This window comes from Pseudarcicella hirudinis (assembly GCF_900115665.1).
Taxonomy (GTDB): domain Bacteria; phylum Bacteroidota; class Bacteroidia; order Cytophagales; family Spirosomataceae; genus Pseudarcicella; species Pseudarcicella hirudinis.
In genome coordinates this window covers 377,960-398,277 of record NZ_FOXH01000004.1, presented here as the reverse complement: position 1 = coordinate 398,277, position 20,318 = coordinate 377,960, and the positions used below count along the sequence as shown (strand labels likewise).

At 37.6% G+C, this 20,318-nt stretch carries 17 protein-coding genes; 6 read left to right on the top strand and 11 right to left on the bottom strand.

The window, feature by feature from the left end; translation table 11 throughout:
• Positions 1–7: 7 nt before the first annotated feature.
• The 6 genes from BM179_RS09820 to BM179_RS09795 all read right to left on the bottom strand — a co-directional run bounded on the left by BM179_RS09820 (position 8) and on the right by BM179_RS09795 (position 8,499).
• Complete coding sequence (locus BM179_RS09820; protein WP_092016006.1) at positions 8–1,474, bottom strand: TonB family protein; 1,467 nt, start codon at positions 1,472–1,474, stop codon at positions 8–10.
• A 166-nt stretch (positions 1,475–1,640) separates the two neighbouring features.
• Complete coding sequence (locus tag BM179_RS09815; protein ID WP_229632931.1) at positions 1,641–2,018, bottom strand: hypothetical protein; 378 nt, start codon at positions 2,016–2,018, stop codon at positions 1,641–1,643.
• Positions 2,019–2,134: 116 nt separating this feature from the next.
• Positions 2,135–4,603: a bifunctional UDP-N-acetylmuramoyl-tripeptide:D-alanyl-D-alanine ligase/alanine racemase gene (locus tag BM179_RS09810; RefSeq protein WP_092016003.1), complete on the bottom strand. Its 2,469-nt coding sequence runs from the start codon at positions 4,601–4,603 to the stop codon at positions 2,135–2,137.
• A gap of 279 nt (positions 4,604–4,882) precedes the next feature.
• The gene (locus BM179_RS09805) at positions 4,883–6,073 is read right to left on the bottom strand and encodes a phosphoglycerate kinase (RefSeq protein WP_092016000.1); all 1,191 of its coding nucleotides are present in this window, start codon (positions 6,071–6,073) and stop codon (positions 4,883–4,885) included.
• Positions 6,074–6,365: 292 nt separating this feature from the next.
• Positions 6,366–7,532, bottom strand: coding sequence for a hypothetical protein (locus tag BM179_RS09800; RefSeq protein ID WP_092015997.1), 1,167 nt, complete (start codon positions 7,530–7,532; stop codon positions 6,366–6,368).
• Positions 7,519–8,499 carry a DUF2157 domain-containing protein gene (locus BM179_RS09795; RefSeq protein ID WP_092015994.1) on the bottom strand — a complete coding sequence of 327 codons (981 nt, stop codon included), beginning with the start codon at positions 8,497–8,499 and terminating at the stop codon, positions 7,519–7,521. The genes BM179_RS09800 and BM179_RS09795 overlap by 14 nt, the downstream gene beginning before the upstream one ends.
• Before the next feature lie 56 nt (positions 8,500–8,555).
• Here BM179_RS09795 and BM179_RS09790 point away from each other — a divergent pair, with 56 nt between their 5' ends.
• Both BM179_RS09790 and BM179_RS09785 read left to right on the top strand, forming a co-directional pair.
• On the top strand, positions 8,556–10,265 hold the full coding sequence (locus BM179_RS09790) for a VRR-NUC domain-containing protein (protein WP_092015991.1): 1,710 nt from the start codon (positions 8,556–8,558) through the stop codon (positions 10,263–10,265).
• Between the two features lie 449 nt (positions 10,266–10,714).
• On the top strand, positions 10,715–11,071 hold the full coding sequence (locus BM179_RS09785; protein WP_092015987.1) for an HPF/RaiA family ribosome-associated protein: 357 nt from the start codon (positions 10,715–10,717) through the stop codon (positions 11,069–11,071).
• A 68-nt stretch (positions 11,072–11,139) separates the two neighbouring features.
• Here the strand turns inward: BM179_RS09785 and metK are convergent, their stop codons facing one another.
• From metK to BM179_RS09765, 4 genes are all read right to left on the bottom strand, one after another.
• The gene (gene metK, locus BM179_RS09780) at positions 11,140–12,396 is read right to left on the bottom strand and encodes a methionine adenosyltransferase (RefSeq protein WP_092015983.1); all 1,257 of its coding nucleotides are present in this window, start codon (positions 12,394–12,396) and stop codon (positions 11,140–11,142) included.
• 252 nt (positions 12,397–12,648) lie between these two features.
• Complete coding sequence (locus tag BM179_RS09775; protein WP_092015980.1) at positions 12,649–13,905, bottom strand: lycopene cyclase family protein; 1,257 nt, start codon at positions 13,903–13,905, stop codon at positions 12,649–12,651.
• Positions 13,906–13,983: 78 nt separating this feature from the next.
• Positions 13,984–14,856: a lipoyl synthase gene (gene lipA / locus BM179_RS09770; RefSeq protein WP_092015977.1), complete on the bottom strand. Its 873-nt coding sequence runs from the start codon at positions 14,854–14,856 to the stop codon at positions 13,984–13,986.
• Between the two features lie 136 nt (positions 14,857–14,992).
• Positions 14,993–15,751 (bottom strand): hypothetical protein, encoded by a 759-nt coding sequence (locus BM179_RS09765; RefSeq protein ID WP_092015974.1) that lies wholly within the window; start codon positions 15,749–15,751, stop codon positions 14,993–14,995.
• 309 nt (positions 15,752–16,060) lie between these two features.
• Here BM179_RS09765 and BM179_RS09760 point away from each other — a divergent pair, with 309 nt between their 5' ends.
• Entirely contained in the window at positions 16,061–16,471 is a 411-nt protein-coding gene (locus BM179_RS09760) for an OsmC family protein (RefSeq protein WP_092015971.1), read from the top strand.
• A gap of 66 nt (positions 16,472–16,537) precedes the next feature.
• Here the strand turns inward: BM179_RS09760 and ytxJ are convergent, their stop codons facing one another.
• Positions 16,538–16,879 carry a bacillithiol system redox-active protein YtxJ gene (gene ytxJ, locus BM179_RS09755; protein ID WP_092015969.1) on the bottom strand — a complete coding sequence of 114 codons (342 nt, stop codon included), beginning with the start codon at positions 16,877–16,879 and terminating at the stop codon, positions 16,538–16,540.
• 107 nt (positions 16,880–16,986) lie between these two features.
• On the opposite strand from ytxJ, the gene BM179_RS09750 reads away from it, so the two are divergent.
• The 3 genes from BM179_RS09750 to BM179_RS09740 all read left to right on the top strand — a co-directional run bounded on the left by BM179_RS09750 (position 16,987) and on the right by BM179_RS09740 (position 20,234).
• Positions 16,987–18,252, top strand: coding sequence for a 3-deoxy-D-manno-octulosonic acid transferase (locus BM179_RS09750; RefSeq protein ID WP_092015966.1), 1,266 nt, complete (start codon positions 16,987–16,989; stop codon positions 18,250–18,252).
• Between the two features lie 57 nt (positions 18,253–18,309).
• A complete protein-coding gene (gene rsgA, locus BM179_RS09745) occupies positions 18,310–19,236 on the top strand; it encodes a ribosome small subunit-dependent GTPase A (RefSeq protein ID WP_092015963.1) in 927 nt (308 codons plus the stop codon).
• Between the two features lie 95 nt (positions 19,237–19,331).
• Positions 19,332–20,234 (top strand): ROK family protein, encoded by a 903-nt coding sequence (locus tag BM179_RS09740; protein ID WP_092015959.1) that lies wholly within the window; start codon positions 19,332–19,334, stop codon positions 20,232–20,234.
• Positions 20,235–20,318: the final 84 nt, after the last annotated feature.

The following is a 20,318-nucleotide window of genomic DNA, read 5'->3' as shown; positions in this document are numbered from 1 at the left end:
ACATAATTTATTTACCTAATATAAAGTTGAGTGGTAAGACATATTTTGTTTTTACGAGTTTCCCCCGTTGCAAACCCGGTTTCCATTTACCGTTTGATAGCTTTACAACTCTTAATGCTTCTTCATCCAGACTTGAATTTCCTGAGCTTTTTATTACTTCAAAATTGCATAAAGAACCATCAGTACAAACCACAAAATTAATATAAACCTTGCCTTCAATATTTTTTTCACGGGCATCCTGAGGATAGCTGAGATTTGCATTCAGAAAACTTCCCCAGCCTTTTAATCCGCCGTCTGCATATTCTGACTTAATCTCGGGATTTGTATAGGAAATCCGTTTTCCCTCATGAAAGGAAACGCCATCCAGGAATTTCCCGTTATCATAATTTTCAGAATAAACTTTCTGTCCATCTTTAAATTCCCCTTCCCATAAACCTTGTTTTTGGCCATTCAGGTAAACACCTTTCTCGTAGAAAAAAGTATCTTCATAAGCTGATAAAATCTTTACATTACCATTTCCATTCTTAACTATCTGATTTCCTGTAGAGTCCCACATACTTATTACAGAAATTACAGGATTATTGGTTATTGTCACATCCTTTTCAATAATCGAGTGGATCTGACCTGAAGGAAGCCACTTAATGCTGGTAAAGACTTTCTTATCAGGAATGTTTGCTGATTCGGAGGATTCTTTCAATACTCCGTTTGGATAAAACAGGCTAAAATTTTCGGTATTTTTACCTTCTTCAAGCTGAACTATGCTGAATAAATTTCCATTCGGATAATACTTTTTTTGTTCTCCCACAGCAATGCCATAATTATTTATGTGTGAGATAGTTAGCAGACGAATGCTGTCTTTGGTAACTCCGGGAAAATAATAACTATACTCTTTCTTTTCTTTTAATGTGAAATAAGGCTTGAGCTTGGTTCCATTGATTTTGTAGAAGATGATATCAGCAATGATATCGCCAGTCAGAGTATCAACTGCTGCTTTTTGCAGATATGCAGCAGAATCTGCGGAGGCGATAGAATTTCCCTGAGCGTTAAAGAAAGACGTAATATAACCCTTTTCATAATTTTGAATCTCTTCAGATGAAACAGAGACCGGATAGCTGACCCGGCTTCTCACAGATTTCCCATCTTTTTGTGCCGGTTTCCAGGCTTTAAATAAAGAAAAGAGCCTGATTACTTCTTTGTCACAATCCGGACGAAGTCCTTTTATGATTTCAATGTTTGAAACTGTTCCATTGGTTTCAACAATGGCAGATAAATAAACTTTTCCCTTGACCCCGGCAAGCTGTGCCTGAAAGGGGATTTTGATATTTTTCTTGATAAAAAGGTCAAAATAAGGTTTTCCACTAGGAATCATGGCTGCAGAATCTACTTCCTGTAAAGTGTAAACATCATTTTGCTGACTAAAACTTAATGAGAAAATTGCAGAGAATAATAAGGTTAAGATGAACGACTTTTTCATGTAGAAATGATTAAAATAAAAACTTATGCAAGTTAAAGATTTTAATCTGCATCGAAAAGATGCAATGAGAGAAGGGACACAAAATCAGGAGGGGTATTTATAAAAAATCAGGCAGGAGATTATTCCTGCCTGAAAGCACTCTGGTTGGTATATATTGAAATAGAATTTAGTTTCCTTTAGGTCTTCTGAATAAATAACGCGTAATGAAGATTCCGGTACTTTTATCTGCACTGTAAACACCTGAGGTTGTATTGAGCAATTCCCAGCCATCTTCATACATTTTACTGATTTTATTGGTAATGGTTTTATCGTTAAAACGAACATTCTCAAAGTTGATTCCGACAAAACTAAAAAAGTTTTCCAATTTGATTTCCTCAAGTTCCGTGCCATTACTTCCTGAAGTAATCATTCTGGAACGACCCAACCCACCGGGTACTACTGATTCGATAGTTGTTACCTGATTGAATTCATACTTCACAGGACTTTGAGCAAATGAAAATCGGGCGATAGAACAGAATAAAGCGATAATTGCTAATTTTTTCATAAGGGCTTAAATAAAAAGGATTAAGAAATTTTAACGTACGGTTTCAGTCAGAAACCTGTTTTAACTCAGACAATTATTCTCTGACTTTCCCCTATTAATTCAATAAGTTTTTCATATTATATCTGATAAAAAACTCTTTTTACCCTGCCGCTTACATTGGTTAAAATCTCATAAGAAATAGTCTGGATTTTTTCAGCAAGTTCCATTATGGTGAGATCTTTTCCAAAAATTATTACTTCATCACCTTCCTGAGCCTGCGTTTCCGTAATGTCAATCATAGTCATATCCATACAAATGTTACCAATTACCGGACATCTTACCCCATTTACCAAAACCTCCCCGACACCACGGCTGAATCCCCGGTCGAATCCGTCAGCGTAACCGATGGCAATCGTAGCAATTTTAGTTTCCCGTTCTACTTTTCCTCTTCTTCCGTAACCCACAGTTTCACCTACCGGAATAGTTTTTATCTGAGAAATAAAGGTTTTGAGTGTACCAACTGTTTGAAGATTGATCTGGTCGTGCGGGGTAACGGCAACACCGTATAAACCGATTCCTAAACGTACCATATCCTGGCGAGCTTCAGGGAATCTGGCTATTCCTGCTGAATTGGCCAGATGCCTTGTAGGAGAGTAACCAATTCCTGCTGAAATCGGATCAGCCATTTCATTGAACAGCCTGATCTGACTTCTGGTGAAATCGTCAAACTGCTCTTCATCTGCCCCGACCAGGTGACTGAAAATGGTTGAAATCCAGATGTTTGGATTTGATCTTAATGTTTCTATTAATTCCGGAATATCTTTTTTCTCAAAACCGAGTCTGTGCATCCCGGTATCCAGCTTGATATGAATTTTGGCGACTCTGTTCTGATGGTCGATAAACTCTGAAAAGGCTTTTAAAATACGGAGACTGTAAATTTCAGGTTCAAGGTTATTGGTGACGATTTTTTCAAAATCCGCCGGCGAAGGATTCATAACCATTATCGGAATATAAATCCCGTTTTGTCTTAAATGAATCCCTTCATCAGCATAGGCAACCGCCAGATAATCAACACCATGAAACTGTAAAAGATTGGCTACTTCCAGACTTCCGGAACCATAGGCAAAAGCTTTGACCATTACCATAATTTTAGTGTCCTGACCAATCTTATCTCTGTAATAATTAAGATTGTTTGTCATCGCATCGAGGTTGATTTCCAAAACTGTGCCATGAGTTTTCTGTACCAATTTGTGAACAATCTGTTCAAACCCAAATCTTCTGGCTCCTTTGATAAGAATCAGCGCATTATGAAATTGGCTTATTTCCCGGCTTTCGAGAAATTCAGGTGTATTTCTGAAAAACAAAGCATTGGGAAACAAGTCTTTATTTCTTGAAATTACCTCTCCGATACCGATAACCTGTTCAATATTTTTCTCTATGATTAACTGAGAAATTTGCTGATACAGATTTCTTTCAGTAATCCCGGTTTCAAGTAAATCGCTTAGAATCAATACTTTTTTTTGCCTTTGGGTTTGTTGTCCCAGAAAATTCAGGGCGATAGTAAGTCCTGCAAGATCATTGTTGTAGGTATCATCAATCAGGTAACAATCATTAATGCCTTCTTTCAGTTCAAGTCTCATTGAAACAGGTCTCAAAGAATGCAGTCTTGACTGGATTTCGTAGAAATCATAGCCTAAATGAAGCATCGAAATGATACAATGGGTTATATTTTCCAGAGAAGCCTCGTCCTTAAAATGTGTTTTATACCGTTCTGACTCCCAGACCTCTGTGCCTAGCTCTTTATCTCCGATAACCTGAATGGAAGTGCCATCTTCTTCAATCTGCCAGTCGACTCTGATACCGCTTGACAATACCCTCGACCAATCCAGTAGTTTACAGCGTTGATTTTCATGAATAAATTCCTGTTTGATAAATTCATCCATTTCAACATAATCTGCACAATAAATCAAGGCATCTGAATTGGCAAATAATTTAGCTTTTTCTCTGATTTTGGCAACACTGTTCGGGAAAAACTCATTGTGTGCACTACCGATATTAGTGAAAATACCCAACGTTGGTTTTATTACTTTTTCCAGATTCTCCATTTCATCGGGTCTGGAAATTCCGGCTTCAAAAATCCCTAAAGTATGGCTGTCATTCATTTGCCAGACAGACAGCGGTACACCAATTTGTGAATTATAACTTTTCGGACTTTTTACAATTTTGAATTTATTGGCCAGAAGGGTTGATAACCACTCTTTTACAATCGTTTTGCCATTACTTCCGGTAATGCCGATGACAGGGATGTTATATTTTTTTCTATGGTTAAGTGCTACGTTTTGTAAAGCCAGTATGCTGTTTTCAACCTGCCAGATACTGCAATCTTTCATCTTGCTCAATTCCTTGATTAGAGAATCATTGCAGGCTTTGGTTTCTATGACGAACTGTCTTACTCCTTTTCGGTAAAGTGCTTCAATAAACTGGTGTCCGTCATGGTGCGGACCTTTTATTGCGAAGAATATAGATCTTTGTGGGGAAGTCAGTTGTCTGCTGTCGTTGAGAAGATATTGAGCAGAGGTTTCAATGGGTTCTGTAAGGAATATCATGGTGTCGTTTCCGGCGAAGAATCGCGATTTTAATTCAGAGGTTGAAGTTATGAAATAAAAAAAGCGACACAAAATTTCTTCGTATCGCCTTTGTTAATAATCGCACAGCAAGTTAAAATTTTATTTATTGTGTTTTAACGAAATAAAATTTGTGGATTTTATAGTAAAATTAATGACCCACTGCCCGCATTCACACCGATCCAAACAGGGGAATGAAAACGACAAAAGCGACACAAATTTCTTTGTGTCGCTTTTGTCCATATTATAGGTATTGCTGAATTAGTCTTGTAAAGCAGCTACACCCGGTAAAACTTTACCTTCCATGTATTCAAGTAATGCACCACCACCGGTAGATACATAAGATACACGGTCTCCATATCCGGCATTATTTACTGCAGAAGCAGAATCTCCTCCTCCGATCAATGAGAAAGCATCGTTTTCTTCAGTTGCTTTTACTACAGCATCAGCGATGGCGTTGGTTCCTACAGCAAAATTAGGGAATTCAAATACACCCATCGGGCCATTCCAAAGAATAGTTTTTGATCCTTCAATTACTTCAGAGAATAATTTAACAGATTCAGGACCAATGTCTAATCCTTCCCATTCGTCAGCGATTTCTCCTCTGGCTACGATTTCACGATTAGCGTCATTACTGAATTTGTCAGCGCAGACATTATCAAGAGGCATATATAATTTAACACCTTTTGCAGCAGCTTTTTCCAACAGAGATTTAGCTAATTCTACTTTATCCGGCTCAGAAATTGACTTCCCGATTTTACCACCTTCTGCTAAAGAGAAGGTATATGTCATCCCGCCGCCGATAATCAGATTATCAACTTTATCCAACAAACGTTCAATGATAAGAATTTTATCTGAAACCTTGGAACCACCCATAATGGCAGTAAACGGACGGATCGGATTTTCAAGTACTTTCTGTGCATTTTCCAATTCAGCCAGCATTACAAATCCGCAAACTTTATCCTGGAAGAACTGACCTACTACGGCTGTTGAAGCATGGGCACGGTGAGCTGTACCAAATGCGTCGTTAACCCAAACATCACCTAATTTTGATAATTTTTCGGCAAATTCAACATTCCCTTTTTCTTCTTCTTTATAAAAACGAAGGTTTTCAAGCAATAAAATTTCTCCCGGTTGTAAAGCAGCAGCCTGTGTGTAAGCCGATTCTCCGATACAATCATCTGCAAATTTTACAGGACGACCAAATACAATTGAAAGTGGTGTTACTAAATGTTTAAGAGAATATTTTTCAGTAGGACCGTCCTTCGGGCGACCTAAATGAGACATCAATATTACAGATCCGCCATCGTTTAAAATCTTGGTAATGGTTGGGATTGTTGCTTTGATACGAGTGTCATCCGTGATTTCATATCTGTCATTAAGAGGTACGTTGAAATCAACACGAATCAGAGCACGTTTGCCTGCAAAATTGTAGGTACTTACGGTTTTCATTGGCTATTGAAGGGGTTATTTTAGATGAATTTCTTGGTTAACTTTGGTTATTCTCAATTAGGATAATTCATAATTCAGGAAATCTGGTGTGCAAAATTTATTTCAAAGCGAAAGAAATCCTTTCTGTAAATTTTCAGACGACCTGTTTTCAAAATCTTTGCGACAAAGATACATTTTTACAATAATCTTCCCGATATAACACAATAAAATGAATATAATTTCTTATATTAAAGAAGAAAATTTCTATTTTATTTGGTAATTATTATATTTTATTTGGTATTTGAGATGGTTTTCAGTATTTGTCTCCGGCTCCGCCACCGCCAAAATCACCACCGCCAAATTCCATTCCTTTTTGCTGCGGAGCTTGTCCGAATACCTGAGCTACCAAAAGGCTTTCAAAATTGCTTAGTTTAGAGGAATCTGTCGCCTGAGCAGTAATACCCCATTTCCCTTTCTTCAGATAATTATTTAAAAAGACCGATAGAATAATCATCAGGGAACCTGCGATAGTTAAGGCAATTTCTTTGGGAATATTGCTGAAGTAAAAACGATAAGTAATGATAGAAAAAACAACAGCCAGCAATCCGGTCACAAGAAGAGTCCGGTCTTTCTTTTTCAATCCCAGGTAAATGTAAACAAGGGGAATAAATGCAGTAAAAAGATAAAAGAAGGGAGCAAAGCTAATCTGAGGAGAGACGTTAAGGAAAATATTATTAATTAACGCATTTCCTTCTCTGACGATCAGGTAGTTCCCTCCCAGGTAAAATAATACCAGTGAGGCCGTTTCGAATAACGTTAGAACATTGTTGTAATACTGGATTTGCTCAAGATTCTGTATTTTTTTGATCAGCAGATAAACGCCGCCGCTCAGAATAATAATGACAAACGGAAGTATAATTTTCCCCAAAGGAAATTCTACAGACAGCAGGCAGACAATTGCCCAGAAGCATACATATGTGATAAAACCTGTAAGTAATTCGCTATACCGGATAATTGTCAAAAAGAGAAACGGCAGACAAAAACCAAGTGAAAGCCATAGCGGGAAATGTAAGTCCTGAATGATAAAAAAGATTCCGGCAAGAAAGCAGGACAATGTTGCATAAAGCAAAGCATTATCGACACCGGAATGAAAAAGTTTTCTTTGTTTGATGAAAAATTCCAGGAAAACACCAAATAGTAAAGCATAGAACCAGGCAAGAATTGACCAGTATCTGAGTGAAGCATTATCCAGTATTTCGATAAAGAATATGCTTATAAATCCTGCCCCGCAAATAGAAGCCAGCGCTGTAAATAGAAAAAGTCCTGCTTTAACGAATATATTCGGCCGATAAAAGCTGACAGGAAAAGCATTAATGCTTTTAGCAAGTTGTTCATCCGAAAGTAGACCTCTGCTGTGCCAGTCTTCAATAATTTGCTGATGATGGATGTTTTCCACCTCTTGCTGATTATAAGCTTTCATGTTTCTTAACCCCTAAAATTTCTTTAATCTTCAATAAAAATATAATAACACACAAGCTGCTGGCGATAAAATAGAAGTACGTAAGTATTAACCCGATTTCAGTAGGAACATAATAAAAGAGGCTATAGGTAAAACCAATATAACCATAAATAACCCCCATTAATAAAAATAAATAAGAAAGGTTTTTGCGGGCATACCAGATGAATCCATATGACATTCCGGAAATAAAGATGAAATAAAGCAGTTTTAAATCTGCCGAAAACAATTGATAAAGCAATGCCCCAAAAGCCAGGTTTCCACCAAGTGTCAGATAAGTGAAACTAAAATGTTTTTTGAAATCCTTTTTCTCCGAAAGTATCCCCAGAAGTATCAATGTCAGACCAAATAAGATAGCAGTAATGGCAATATTTCGGGAAGAAAACTGACCGGACTGAATAAGATTTAAAGGAGCAATCTTCAGACCTAAATAAGAAGCAAAGGCTGTTATAGCCATGGAAAGCACTCCTTTATGATCGAAATAATAGGCTAGAAAGGCAAACAAAATTGCCGGAATTATAGTAGCGATATCATATTGGTCGCCAAAAAACTTGTACTGAAACTGCAAATAGCCTTCCAGTGTAATAAAAGTCAGACAACCCAGCAAAAGGGAAAAATCAACAAAAAGTAAAGGATTTGTATTTTCATACCTTGAAAAAGGCTGGTGTTTCCTGAAACAATAGGCAAAACAGGCGATTGTAAGTGCTGAAATCGCTGCAACAATGGCCTGATGACTGATCTGGTCTATATTCAGATAGATAAGAATACCAAGTCCGCTGCTGAGTAAGGAGATACCGGCATACAGAATGGTTTTTAACTCCCAGTGGATTGAAAAGGGATGTTTCCGGTCATCATCTCTGATAAAAGAAGCTTGCTTTGCTACAATGATTTCCTGTGTAACCAGGCGTTCAAGGATTTCTTCTTTTGACATAGGTTCAGTAGGTTCTGCTCATAAATTTATTTAAATTTAAACATTATTGCTTTCTTATGCCAGAGAAAATTGAACTACCTCCCAAATACTATCTCGAATATTTTGAATATCTGCTCAATTTTGTCAGGAAAAAATATGCCGGTATTTTAAATGAAAATGAGCTTTTTTTCCTTTCAGAATTTGAAAATCTTTCTGAAGATGAACAATGCCTTTTCATCAGATTTACTAACAGAAGAGGGGCTTTCTTTCGCAGCGAAAAACTGAAATATGCTGAAATACTTGAAATCCCCCAGGTTATAGACAGCCTCATCAGTAAGAATTTTATTGAAGCGCTTTCTCATGCACACTTTCCGTTTGCTGCCGAAGTTTTGGACATTTATAACAAGACAGAATTGATCAGTCTTGCCAAAATGCTAAATCTTGATACCAAAGGAAAAACTTCCCTGAAAAAGGAAGAAGTACTCGATTGGCTTCTTGAAAACTCAGATTTCGAAGAAATTGTACATTGGCTGAACCATCAGCCAGCCAGTGTAATCAAGGTGAAATTTGAGACGGAAGTAATGATGCTGAAGTTCCTGTTTTTTGGGAGCCGGTATGGAGATATGACCGAATTTGTCGTTCGTGATCTTGGCTTCCAGACTTATGAAAAGTATGATGAAGAGAAAATGGTTGCCTTTTTTAGTACCAGACAGGAAGCGGAGGATAAATTCAGAGTAAGTATTGTCAGGGAGGATTTTTACCTCATGCAGCAGAGTGAGGTTGATCCGAAGGATATTTTTTCATGGTTTATCGACTGGGCAGAAAATAACAGTAAAGAATTAGCTGAAGTTGCCAGGCCGAGCTTTGAACGGCTTGTTTTAAAAATCGGAGCATTTCTTGAAAAACAAAAGTTATCTGAGGAGGCTTTGATGATTTTCAGGTTGACGGAGGAAGCACCTTCCAGAGAAAGACAGGTGCGGATTCTGCATAAACTTAAGAATATAGAAGAAGCCAGGGCTTTGTGTGATCAGATTTTACTGAATCCTCAGAATGCAGATGAGCAATTTTTTGCTGTGGATTTTATCAATAAACTGGAATCTGTGCTGCTTAAGAAACGAGCCAAAAAGACAGTTACCCGGCAATTACATTCATCCGAAAGTATAAGCCTGGAAGCTGACTGGAAAAGGCGGGTGGAATTGGGAGTGATTGATTACTATGAAAAAAGAGGTAGAAAAGCTGCTTTTACTGAAAACCACCTTTGGCGGAGTTTTTTCGGATTATTATTCTGGGACATTATTTTTGATACTGAAACACTGGCTATTCATCATCCTTTGCAGCGTTCTCCTTCCGATTTATTCAAACCGAATTTCTTTGAGAAAAGAAAGTCGAAAATGGAAGAAAGGCTGGAGATTTTTGAAGATAAAGAAGAAGCTCAGCAATTCATTTATACCATTTTCTTCGAAAAATACGGAATAACAAATCCTTTGGTGGATTGGTATGGCGGACTTTTTCCTTTACTGGTCACTTTAGTTGAAAAACTCAATGCTGAACAAATCAGTACCCTGATGTTGGAAATGGCCCGGAATTTAAAGGAAAACATCAGAGGGTTTCCGGATTTACTGATTTGGGATGACGGGGATTATTGCTTTATTGAGGTAAAATCCCCAACAGATAATTTATCTTCTCAGCAATTATACTGGTTAAGATTCTTTGAAGAACACCGGATTAAGGCTAAAGTGCTGAGAGTTGAGTGGGAAAAACCGGAGGCTGATGAGGAACCAGGATAAGGTTTTTGTATTCTGTCGATAAAATCAGTTTTTTTTTCAGCATTTGATACCCGCCCTGAGAATGTCAAAGAAAAGAAATACATATGTCCTGAAAACACTTTTAAAACAGATACTTACCTATAAATTAATGGTTTTGTACTATTTTCAGAAAGACCCGGAAAGGGGAAAAATATAAGAATTCCGTTTTGTCATTATTCAAAGAATCTTCAGATAAGGCTTGTTTTTGTCATTTTTAATCCCTAAATTCAAGTAAGGAATTAACCTAAAAGTTCTTAAAAGCCCTGTCTGATAGGCGGGGCTTTTGCGACTCTTTTCGGGGAACATAACCAAGGTTGATTTATCATATGTCAGAGACCTATTTTTGCTAGGGAGCAGGATTGAGATTAAAAGCCGAAGTATGTTTTGCCGATAAAACGGTTTTATTTTTCAACCTTAAACAACGAGTGCGTATGAAATTGCAAGTGCATTCAATTCATTTCGACGCTGATAAGAAGCTGTTGGAATTCATCCAGTCAAAATTGAATAAGCTGGACACGTTCTATGATCGAATTACTGGTGGAGAGGTTTTCCTCAGGTTGGACAAAGGGGAAAGCAGTAAGATGAAAAACAAATTGCTAGAAATTAAAATTAATCTTCCCGGCGGATCTTTATTTGTGAAGGAAATCGGTAGAACTTTCGAAGAAGCTGTAGATATTGCAATCGAGGCATTAAAAGCTCAGCTAAAACGATTTAAAGAAAAATTACAGGAGAAGTCTAACGCTACCAGAGAAGTACTGACAACAATGTCAATGGCCATGGAGAGTTAGTTGCATATATTATTCAGAAAACAAAAAAGGGCTTTGAAAAAAGCCCTTTTTTGTTGATATATGATTGACTATAAGCCAAATGCAGCTTTTACCTGATCTACATAATCCAGTTTTTCCCAGGTAAACAGTTCAACTTCTACTTGTTTTGTTGAACCATCCGGACCTTTGAAAGTTTTGGTTACTACTTCATTCTTACGGCCCATGTGTCCGTAAGCAGCAGTTTCAGAATAGATAGGGTTTCTTAATTTCAAACGTTGTTCGATAAAGTAAGGACGCATGTCAAACACTTTTTCTACAATTTTTGCAATTTCTCCATCTGTAAGGTTCACTTTTGAAGTGCCATATGTATTCACATATATGCCGCATGGTTTTGCCACCCCGATTGCATAAGAAACCTGTACCAGTATTTCATCGCAAACTCCTGCTGCAACAAGGTTTTTAGCAACGTGACGGGTTGCATAAGCTGCAGAGCGGTCAACTTTGGAAGGATCTTTTCCGGAGAAAGCACCACCACCGTGCGCACCTTTACCACCGTAAGTATCAACAATGATTTTACGGCCTGTTAAACCTGTATCTCCGTGAGGACCTCCGATTACGAATTTCCCGGTCGGGTTAATATGGTAAGTAATCTGGTCGTTGAACAATGCCTGCAATTCAGGTGTAAGTTTTGCTTTTACACGTGGAATAACAATGTTGATAACATCACTCTTGATTTTTGCCAGCATTACTTCATCCTCTGCAAAATCATCATGTTGTGTTGAAACAACAATCGTATCGATTCTTTGAGGCTGGTTATCATCTGAATATTCAATGGTAACCTGTGATTTTGCATCAGGACGTAAATAAGCAATTAACTCAGGCTCATTGTTACGGATTGCTGACATTTCCTGCAAAATGCTGTGAGCAAGATCCAAAGCCAAAGGCATATAGTTATCAGTCTCTTTGGTAGCATAACCAAACATCATCCCCTGGTCTCCCGCACCCTGGTCTTCAGGATTTTTACGGTCAACACCCTGATTAATATCTGCAGATTGGTCGTGAATAGCTGATAAAATACCACATGAATTTGCTTCGAACATGTATTCCGACTTAGTATAGCCGATTTTACGAATTACTTCACGGGCAATAGATTGTACATCAAGATAAGTATTGGTTTTTACTTCTCCTGCTAAAACTACCTGACCTGTTGTTACTAAAGTTTCACAAGCTACTTTTGATGAAGGGTCAAACGCCATGAAGTTATCAATTAATGCGTCTGAAATTTGGTCAGCAACTTTATCGGGATGTCCTTCAGAAACTGACTCAGAGGTGAAAAGATATGCCATTTATTTACTAAATAAGTTTGAATCTGTTAAAATCAAATTTTTGATTTACAAAAGTACAATTTTTAGTTCAATTAGTCAAAAGGACTTCACAATGATTTAATTAAAGTCTTAATTTGTCCTATAGGATTTATATTTTATTGATTTTTGTCAATAGTTTTAAGAACAAAGAATAAAGGTAAATTATTGAAAGAAATGACCTTTTCGAAGAGTCTGAATGTGTTTTTAGTACAGAAGTTGTTGATTTTTAATGAATTAATCTCCACTAAAAAACTTTTTTAGCGCAATAATAAAGGCGGATCTGAGAAAAACCAGCGTTGGAACGGTACGCATTATTGATAGCTCCTCTTTAAAAGAAGTGTCTTCATCCAGAAATTTCAGGATAACAGAAGGGGTATTTTTACTGAAAAGTCTTGTAAATATATCATCGGAAGGATGTTTTTTCTTTAACATGACTCTTAGTAAAATACTATCCAGATAAGAATTCCAGGTTGGAATATATCCGGACCGCTGAAGATTTTTATGCCAGTCTATCGATTGAAAATTACCTTCTGACTGCTCCAGCATTTCAACCAGTTTCTTTAATTTTCGTTGAGTTCTCTGGAAACTATATCCGGTAGATGACTTAACAAATCCTCCTGCTGTACCAATTCTTAATATACCCGGAACAGGATTTATCTGATGAGGTTCATCAGACATGGGGATAATACCAAACTCTGTTTCGGTAATTTTATAGGTATTTAGGGCTGTTTCGGGGGCTTCTGATTTTAAGATATTCTGAATGTAACTTTTCAGATAGTGTTGATAATCAGTTTCTTTTAGAATATTGTCAGAAAATACGGTGAATTCGATTAAAGCCTTCTGAGCTGAATGAGGTAATACATACATAAATCTGCATTCGTTTTTCTGATCTGTGCGAAAGTCAAACAGAGTGGGTTCTTCCGGTTTGAATACAGGTTTTTCAGTTTCAATTGTCCAGCCCATAAAATGCTGTAACATATTATTGTATGAAGGATTGTCGTAAGCTGAGCGATAAGTACTGTCAAAAACCATGTGTTTTGACCTGAAATTTCCCACAGAAGTTTTTACCTGCATTTGACCATCCACTTCCTCCATTCCGAGGATATCAGCTTTCAGTAACTGAAAATCCGGATTGGTTCGAATGGTTTTCTTCACATATTCGTAGAAATCAATTCCCCTCAGCATTTTGTATTGATAATCACCAAGATTCAGCCATTTGCTGAAATGATTGCTCCCATGAAACCATACACCGTTCCATTTCCTGAAAATAATTTCCTCGAAAACAGAGTCTTCTTTTTCCCAGAAACACCAGGTATGGTCATTCCGGTCTTTGCTTTCCCGGTCGATGATTAAAACAGAGTTATCTCTCAACGAACTTTGGTGCAGATAATAGGCCAAAGACAATCCTGCCATTCCTCCCCCCGAAATGATAAAATCGTATTCAGGAGGAATGTTACCGGAAAATGAAGCAGAAGAATTATCAATATCCATAAAGTTCAAATAAAAGCCCTGTCTTGTCTGACAGGGCTTTGTAATCTGGCAATATTATTTCAGGTAGAAAGGCTGTTATCAGGCAAGGTGGCGTTCTGAGTGGTAACTTGAACGAACCAAAGCTCCTGATTCTACATATTTTAAGCCTCTGCTTAGTCCTTCTTCTTTGTACATGGCAAAAGTGTCAGGATGAATCCATTCAATTACTTCATGGTGCATTTTGGTTGGCTGAAGATATTGACCTAATGTAAGTACATCAAGGCCATTTTCTGCCAGATCATCCATTGCTTTGAAGATTTCTTCCTGTGTTTCTCCTAAACCAAGCATAATGCCTGATTTTGTACGCTTTCCAAATTCCTTGGTACGCTTGATTTGCTCAAGGCTACGCGCATATCTGGCCTGGGGACGAACTGAACGATAAAGACGTTCGATCGTTTCCATGTTATGAGAAACAACTTCCTGCCCGCCCTCAATCATTCTTGTTAAGGCATCCCAGTTACCTTTGGTATCCGGAATCAATGTCTCGATAGTCGTTTGCGGGGACGTTTCTTTTACCTGCACTACAGTCTGGTACCAGATTTCAGCACCTCTGTCTTTCAGTTCATCTCTGTTTACCGAAGTAATAACAGCATGTTTTACACCCATTAATTTTATAGCTTCAGCAACACGACGTGGTTCATCAGCATCATATTCGTTCGGACGGCCGGTTGCTACTGCACAGAAAGTACAGGATCTTGTACAAACATTTCCAAGAATCATAAAAGTTGCAGTACCGGCTCCCCAGCATTCGCCCATGTTAGGACAATTTCCGGATTGGCAAATGGTATGCAATTTATGATCATCAACAATTTTACGGACTTTAGCGTATTCCTGACCAATTGGCAGTTTTACTCTTAGCCAATCAGGTTTTTTATTATGTTTCTGGGCTGGTACTACGGGTAGTTCAATCATGACTTCTTATTTTCTACTCCACAAAAGTAATGTTATTTGAAATGCAAACGTCAGAAAATTGCAATTGGTTTAATTTCAATTGTTTTTTTCAGTGCAGAATCAGATTCTGAAAACCTGTCTGTTCTGCATAAAAGCATTATTTCCTGCTTCCGAAAAATATGGTCAGGTATCCGGAGGTAAAAAAGCTGCGATTTTCCGTTCCTGTCATAATCTCTACTTTCTTTGAATAAACTTCTGCAAGAAAACCGATTTCAAGATTAATACTGCTTTGTCTGAAGGCATCCAGTTCTATATCCAGAGCCAGTTTAAGATTAGCTCCGGGAACGATATTCATTTGTCCGAAACCTTCAAAAAAACCTCCTTCTCCTGCTACCTGAGCTCTCGGATAATTTACGGTAAGATCTGCTGCATTTGGAACACTTACGTATTTAGCTCTGTTGGTTGTCGCATCAAGATAGGTGATTTCTACAAAATATGGCTTAAGCAAACCGATCGTCGGACCGGCTGCGATGATTCCGTTAATTGTAACGCCACCTTCCGGAGACTTCTTGAATAGCGAAATCAGCCGGCCATATTGAGGTCTTACAGCAAACAGGTAATTAATTTTTCCATCGATAAAATTCCTTCCGCTGGTAGTATTGGAAGAAGAATATTCTCTGTAATGTTTTACATTAACCAGTTCGAGGTTGATGTAATGATATTGCTGATTCTCGGATTTTTTGGCTGTAATGAATGTTTTCCGATACATAAAACCTCCGAGCAAGCCTGAGTTGGTACCGGTTGTCAGACCAAATAATGAGGATGAAGTATAATTATCATCATTGTCATCATTGGTCTTTTCTGTAGTGGTATTACGCCTTTGAGCAAAAGCAGAACTGAATGTCAGAATTGACATAAACAGTAATATTGATTTGAGAGTAAAATTTCGCAAGGTTATAGTTGTTTCAAATCGTTAATTTCAATACAATCTGATGAAGTCGGATCAATTATTTAACACGAAAAGAGCATCATATATTTTCCCCGTAATCATAAAAAAAAGGGAATATGAACTACTGCTACAGATTTAACAAAATATATCGGAAACCCGATCCGGTTTACAGAAATTTTATTTTGACAATCTGACAGAAGTAATATCGCCTAAAATTACGAATCCTTTAATGAATTTATGTAATTTTAAACTCAAATTACACTAAATAAAGCGATTATGCCAACTGTAAAGACTACTTACCTCGGAGGACTCCGTACAGAATCAAAACATTTACAATCTGGAAATCAGTTGATTACTGATGCGCCTACTGATAATATGGGCAAAGGAGAAGCATTTTCTCCTACTGATTTACTGGCTACTGCTACCGGAACCTGTATGCTTACCACAATGGCCATCGTGGCTCAGAGAGATGGTATTGAACTGGAAGGATCAGAAGTTGAGGTAACGAAAGTGATGTCGCAGACACCGCCAAGAAAAGTAGCAAGACTGGAGATTCTGCTAAAGATGAAAGCAAATGTTGAGCTTAGTCCTGCACAAATCCAGAAACTTGAAAATACAGCACATGCTTGTCCTGTATCATTGAGCCTTCATCCTGATCTGGAACAGGTGGTTGGATTTGAGTGGTAATAGGTATTCAGGAACAGGATCGGATAAAAAATGAGCTGGACTTGTTACAAATCCAGCTCATAAAATTTAGTTGCTGATATTCTCAACCACATTTCCAAAGGAAATATCCATGTGGGAAGTATGATAAACACACGCCCCGTTTTGGATTATCAATACCTGAGGCGACTGATGTTCAACTTCAAAAAGTTCGGCAATTTCATTAGATACCGGACGATTGGCAATCAGGTCCAGATAGTAAGGTTTCAATTCACCTGCTTCTTCCTGTTTCCACTGACGTTCCATTCTCGAAAGAGAGGCGGATGAAATAGAGCATCGCGTACTATGTTTGAAAAGCAGAACAGGTTGGTTAAATGACTCTTCTTTGATAGCGTGTAATTGAGATACTTCTGTTAATTGATTCCAGTTCATGATTTAATGATGACTTATCTTTATTGTTATTTGTAAAAGCTACTTCTTATATATAATTGAAAACCAAATTTGTACAAATTTGATTCAAAAACTAATACAAAATTCGATTGGCCAGATTTTTTTATAATATTTCCATTATTTCATACCAATTTCTTATTTGGCTGCTGAGTCCTTTTAACCCCAAAGCAAGGTTATGGATTAATGGGAGAAAACATATTTTTACTGAATTAGCCCGGCAGATAAGTGCTTCTTCTGGCAGTCACAGGATTGCCTGGTTTCATTGTGCTTCTTTAGGCGAATTTGAACAGGGCAGGCCGGTTATTGAAGCTTTTCGGCAGGAATTTCCGGATTTTAAAATCATGCTTACTTTCTTCTCGCCGTCAGGTTATGAAGTCAGGAAAAACTATGCCGGAGCTGATTTTATTTTTTACCTTCCGGCAGATACGGCTGAAAATGCGGGGAAATTTATTGAAATCGTAAATCCTTCCATTGCCTTTTTTGTGAAATACGAATTTTGGTATAACTACCTGAATATTTTACATCAGAAACATATTCCGGCTATTTCATTTTCAGCAATTTTCAGAGAAAAACAAATCTTTTTTAAATCTTACGGAACATTCTACCGCAGTATTCTGGACTTTTTTACCCATATTTTCGTACAAAATCAATCTTCTTTTGATCTGTTGAGAAATGCTGGTATTCAACAGATTAGTGTCGGCGGAGATACCCGGTTTGACCGGGTGAGACAAATTGCACTTTCCAAAAAGGATATTAAAGAGGTAAATTCTTTTAAAAATGGCGAGAAATTACTGATAATCGGATCATGCTGGAAGGAAGATTTTGACGTTTTGTTGCCATTTATCAATAATTTTAAGGAAAAATTAAAGATTATTATTGCACCGCATGAAATTCATGACCAGGAAATTGAAGCATGGAGAAGGCAACTGACAGGCAAAAGCCTTCGTTTTTCGGAGATTAATCAATTAATGGATGATATAACACTGCGCAGCAATCAGGTTTTGTTTATTGATAACATCGGAATGCTGTCCTCCCTTTATCAGTATGCAGAATTTGCCTGGATTGGTGGTGCTTATGGAAAAGGTTTGCATAATACGCTTGAGGCGGCGACATTTGGTTTACCGATTTTTTTCGGTAACAGGAACTATCTCAAATTTCAGGAAGCCAGGGATTTAATATCATTGAAAGGAGCAAATCCGATTGGAAATACGGAAGAGTTTACCGGAATTTTCGAAAAGCTGTTTTTTAATGAAAACCTGAGACATGAACAATCTGAGCGTATTCTGGAATATGTGAAAAATAACGTTGGAGGAACAGAAAAAATAATAGCTTTTTCCAAAAAACTTGGATTGTAAAACAATAAGTAAACTAAATTATGTATCAATTCCGGCAGAAAATGACCGGGAAAATTTATGAATAAAGGATTAATAATACGTTCAACCGGGTCGTGGTATGAAATACTCACGGAAGATAAGCATGTTTGGAAAGGCAGGTTGAAAGGTAAATTTAAGATAAAAGGACTTCAAACCTCAAATCCTATTGCAGTGGGTGACAGGGTTAAATTTGATATTGAAGATACCCTTGAAAATACAGCAATTATCTATGAAATAGAGCAGAGAGAGAATTATATTATCCGGAAATCCGTTCATAAAACTGCTCAGGGACATATTCTGGCAGCTAATCTGGATCAGGCTGTAATTATTGTAACTCTGAATTACCCGAAAACTTCTTTGGGTTTTCTCGATCGCTTTCTGGTAACAGCAGAGTCTTTCAGAATACCTGTGACTATCGTTTTCAATAAGATAGATTTATTGTCGGAAGATGAAAAAGATCATCTGGCCGATTTGGCGGCACTTTATGAAGAATTAGGCTATCCCTGTGTATTTACTTCCGCTTTGGAAAATATCGGGATTCAGAGTTTTGAGGAAGTGCTGAAAAATAAAATAACGTTGATTTCAGGACATTCCGGGGTTGGGAAATCTTCGCTTGTGAACATGATTGCTCCTGAACTGGATCTTAAAACGACTGAAATTTCTTCTTATGCTAATAAAGGGGTTCATACCACAACCTTTGCTACCATGTTCGAAATTTCTGAAGGTACATTTATCATTGATACACCGGGAATTAAGGAACTGGGCCTGATAGATATCGAAAGAGAGGAATTAAGCCACTTTTTCCCAGAAATGAGAGATCGCTTGGGAGAATGCAAGTTTCATAACTGTTTGCATCTCAATGAACCTAAATGTGCTATTCTTGAAGCTGTTGCTGAGGGAGAAATTGCTGCCAGCAGATATTCAAGTTATTTAAGCATGATGGACGGAGATGATAACCGCAGATAATTTTTCCGGGTTGTTATTTTGATCAGTAATATCAGTCGGGATACTATTCACCAAAAATAATTTCAAACATTTAACTATTTACGATAAATTCTAAAATGAACCTTTGGGGTATTGATTTAGGCGGTACAAAAATTGAATGTGCTGTGTTGGATGACCAACAAAATTTGAAAGTAATCATCAGAGAACGTGTTCCTACAGAAGCAGATCAGGGTTATGAACATATTATTAATCAGATTAAGAAACTGGTTGATATAGTTTCGGAAAAATTAGGAGAAAAGCCTTCTAAAATAGGTTTTGCTACCCCGGGCGTACTGGATCCGGATACGCAAACCATGAAAAACTGCAATACGGTTTGTATGAATGGCAAGCCAATGAAAACCGATCTCGTAACTGCATTAGGCTGTAAGGTAGAATTGGCAAATGATGCAAATTGTTTTGCATTGGCAGAAGCATTGATGGGAGCGGTACAGCAGGTGAATCCGGATGCTCAGGTAGTTTTTGGGGTAATTATGGGAACCGGAGTAGGAGGAGGCCTTGTCGTAAATGGCAAAGCAATCTATGGAAAACATGGTATCGGCGGTGAATGGGGACATAATATTATTGAAGAAAACGGGGAGTCCTGCTATTGCGGGAAATCCGGTTGTGTAGAAAAAGTAATTGCAGGACCGGCTCTTGAAAAGTTTTACCTGAAGCTGACTGGAAATCCGTTAAAACTTAAAGAAATTCTGGAAAGGCATCTGGCAGGAACAGATACCGCAGCTTCCGAAACCATTGAGCGGATGCTTGAATATTACGGACGAGGTATTTCAACGCTGATTAATGTAATGGATCCGGACGTTATTGTTATCGGAGGAGGTGTTGGAAATATAGATTTGCTATATACAGAAGGTTATGAGAGAATTAAGAAATATATTTTCAACAACCGTATTGTTCAGACTCCTATCGTAAAACCGCTTTTGGGCGATAGTGCAGGGGTTTTCGGAGCAGCGTTGTTGTAATAATTGCTGATTTCAGAGAATAAACTCCCTCAGGATCTCCGGGTTCTGAGGGAGTTTGTTTTTTGTAGGGTAGATACTACTATT

Excerpts from the sequence above, each read along its gene's own strand:
- ytxJ (WP_092015969.1), bottom strand. The coding sequence starts at position 16,879 with ATGAACTGGAATCAATTAACAGAAGTATCTCAATTACACGCTATCAAA.
- metK (WP_092015983.1), bottom strand. The coding sequence starts at position 12,396 with ATGGCATATCTTTTCACCTCTGAGTCAGTTTCTGAAGGACATCCCGAT.
- BM179_RS09800 (WP_092015997.1), bottom strand. The coding sequence starts at position 7,532 with ATGAAAGCTTATAATCAGCAAGAGGTGGAAAACATCCATCATCAGCAA.
- BM179_RS09765 (WP_092015974.1), bottom strand. The coding sequence starts at position 15,751 with ATGTCAATTCTGACATTCAGTTCTGCTTTTGCTCAAAGGCGTAATACC.
- BM179_RS09775 (WP_092015980.1), bottom strand. The coding sequence starts at position 13,905 with ATGGATATTGATAATTCTTCTGCTTCATTTTCCGGTAACATTCCTCCT.
- BM179_RS09785 (WP_092015987.1), top strand. The coding sequence starts at position 10,715 with ATGAAATTGCAAGTGCATTCAATTCATTTCGACGCTGATAAGAAGCTG.
- BM179_RS09820 (WP_092016006.1), bottom strand. The coding sequence starts at position 1,474 with ATGAAAAAGTCGTTCATCTTAACCTTATTATTCTCTGCAATTTTCTCA.
- BM179_RS09740 (WP_092015959.1), top strand. The coding sequence starts at position 19,332 with ATGAACCTTTGGGGTATTGATTTAGGCGGTACAAAAATTGAATGTGCT.
- BM179_RS09810 (WP_092016003.1), bottom strand. The coding sequence starts at position 4,603 with ATGATATTCCTTACAGAACCCATTGAAACCTCTGCTCAATATCTTCTC.
- BM179_RS09815 (WP_229632931.1), bottom strand. The coding sequence starts at position 2,018 with ATGAAAAAATTAGCAATTATCGCTTTATTCTGTTCTATCGCCCGATTT.
- lipA (WP_092015977.1), bottom strand. The coding sequence starts at position 14,856 with ATGATTGAACTACCCGTAGTACCAGCCCAGAAACATAATAAAAAACCT.
- BM179_RS09795 (WP_092015994.1), bottom strand. The coding sequence starts at position 8,499 with ATGTCAAAAGAAGAAATCCTTGAACGCCTGGTTACACAGGAAATCATT.
- BM179_RS09790 (WP_092015991.1), top strand. The coding sequence starts at position 8,556 with ATGCCAGAGAAAATTGAACTACCTCCCAAATACTATCTCGAATATTTT.
- BM179_RS09760 (WP_092015971.1), top strand. The coding sequence starts at position 16,061 with ATGCCAACTGTAAAGACTACTTACCTCGGAGGACTCCGTACAGAATCA.
- BM179_RS09805 (WP_092016000.1), bottom strand. The coding sequence starts at position 6,073 with ATGAAAACCGTAAGTACCTACAATTTTGCAGGCAAACGTGCTCTGATT.
- rsgA (WP_092015963.1), top strand. The coding sequence starts at position 18,310 with ATGAATAAAGGATTAATAATACGTTCAACCGGGTCGTGGTATGAAATA.